Source organism: Streptomyces sp. NPDC049597 (assembly GCF_040675505.1).
Lineage (GTDB): Bacteria > Actinomycetota > Actinomycetes > Streptomycetales > Streptomycetaceae > Streptomyces.
This window is the reverse complement of record NZ_JBFAOY010000082.1, coordinates 1-1,516: the sequence shown is the minus strand read 5'-3', so window position 1 is coordinate 1,516 and position 1,516 is coordinate 1. Positions and strand designations below refer to the sequence as shown.

At 63.7% G+C, this 1,516-nt stretch carries 2 protein-coding genes; both read left to right on the top strand.

What is annotated here, in order from left to right; genetic code table 11:
* Positions 1-425: 425 nt before the first annotated feature.
* Positions 426-899: an ATP-binding protein gene (locus AB0K02_RS34020; protein WP_365996468.1), complete on the top strand. Its 474-nt coding sequence runs from the start codon at positions 426-428 to the stop codon at positions 897-899.
* A 133-nt stretch (positions 900-1,032) separates the two neighbouring features.
* The gene (locus AB0K02_RS34015; protein ID WP_365996467.1) at positions 1,033-1,425 is read left to right on the top strand and encodes a hypothetical protein; all 393 of its coding nucleotides are present in this window, start codon (positions 1,033-1,035) and stop codon (positions 1,423-1,425) included.
* Positions 1,426-1,516 lie beyond the last annotated feature (91 nt).

Genomic DNA, 1,516 nt, shown 5'->3' with positions numbered 1-1,516 from the left:
TCCCGTGCTCATCGAACGGCACCAACACCGCCGACCGCCGAAACTCCCCCAGCAAACGCGCAAACCCCCGCCGCGCCACCGCCACCTCATCGACCAGCTCGGCCACCGCAGGAACCTCGGCTGCCACCGGTGGAAACGTTGAAGGTTCAAACGATGTGGTCGGCGTCGACGCATCGACCAAATCCGCCAGTCTCGAAGCACGCTGACGCTTCGAGACCTCATCCCCGTTGCCAGTCACCCACGAATGCTGCCACGCAAACATTCCCCCGAGCAACGAAGAAAGGTTCGAATCTCGCCAGACAACCCTCGCGGACAACGCCCCTGACGCCGCATCACCCGACACGCTGCGGCTGCTCGTCCTGGTCTCCAGACGCCTAACCCGCCGAGACAGGGCCCGAACCCGCAGAGGAGTAGTCCAGCTCGCCATGGCCGACCGGCCACCGGTTCGCCGACCCGACCCGGGCCAGAAGCCGTCCGAACCCGCCACGCCAGGGGCGGGCAGCGCTGTCGCTTCCCTCGACACGGTCACCTACGCCGACCTCACTGAGCTGGAAGGAAACCCGGAGGCGGCCGAGGGCGAAGATCTGGACTACAAGCGCGAGATGTCGGCTTCCACCGACGAGCAGAAGGCAGAGCTTGCCAAGCATGTCGCTGCGTTCGCCAACCACATCGGCGGACTCCTGATTGTGGGAATGGCAGATGCCAAAGGGACCCCGTCGAAGGTCATGGACGGTGACGTCTCCGAGCCCCTCCCAGGCTGGGCGGCAGTGCTCGCCGAAGTCCGCGCCGCCTACCTCGGCGCGGTGCGCCGGGCCGGAGGAGACCTACCAGGCCACGCTGGAGCGCTCGCCGTTCGCGGCTGTCGAGATGGTGCCAATCCAAGGTTCCTTCACGAGTAGGGGAGCGCTCGAACGAGAAAAAAACCACTGACCAGGCGCTAAGTTGCCTCAGTGGACCCACTGGCAACACACGGGATGTCGCCCACCACCCGGGGCTGCTGCCGCTGATCAGCTCAACTGGTACAACAGCGTCATGACCTACCGTTTTGTTGCCCAAGTGGCTGGCGGAGAGATAGACCCCGACGGCTACTGGATGGAGGCCGAGATCTCAGATGGTGTGCACTGCGGCTTCGGCATGCTGTTCCAGTCCGGCGGTGACGAGTCAGATGAGGATGACGAGTCACATCGCGTGGTCACTTCAATGCCTGGTAAAGACTACGGATGTGTGCGGAAGGCAGAGCTGACCGGCAATGTCCTCCATCTCTCCTTGGATCCGTCGTCGCTGCCCGCGCTACGTCTGGCCGACACGGAGATCGAAGCAGTTCTGGAAGCGCCAGCCGAGGACATCACCCAGTTTCGCGAGGTCCTCGCGCGGGTTCTGGCCTACGGGCCTGAGGAGCAACGACCGGTGCGCGTCGCGGTCTAACTGATCGTTTCAGAATGAAGTTCGTTGTGGGGCTTGGCAGTTGCGTGTTGAGTCGGCAGGATCTGTGGGGTGTCTGCTGATCTTGTGCCTG

What these genes read in the sequence shown, in the direction of transcription:
- AB0K02_RS34020 (WP_365996468.1), top strand. Translation starts at nt 426, where the DNA reads ATGGCCGACCGGCCACCGGTTCGCCGACCCGACCCGGGCCAGAAGCCG.
- AB0K02_RS34015 (WP_365996467.1), top strand. Translation starts at nt 1,033, where the DNA reads ATGACCTACCGTTTTGTTGCCCAAGTGGCTGGCGGAGAGATAGACCCC.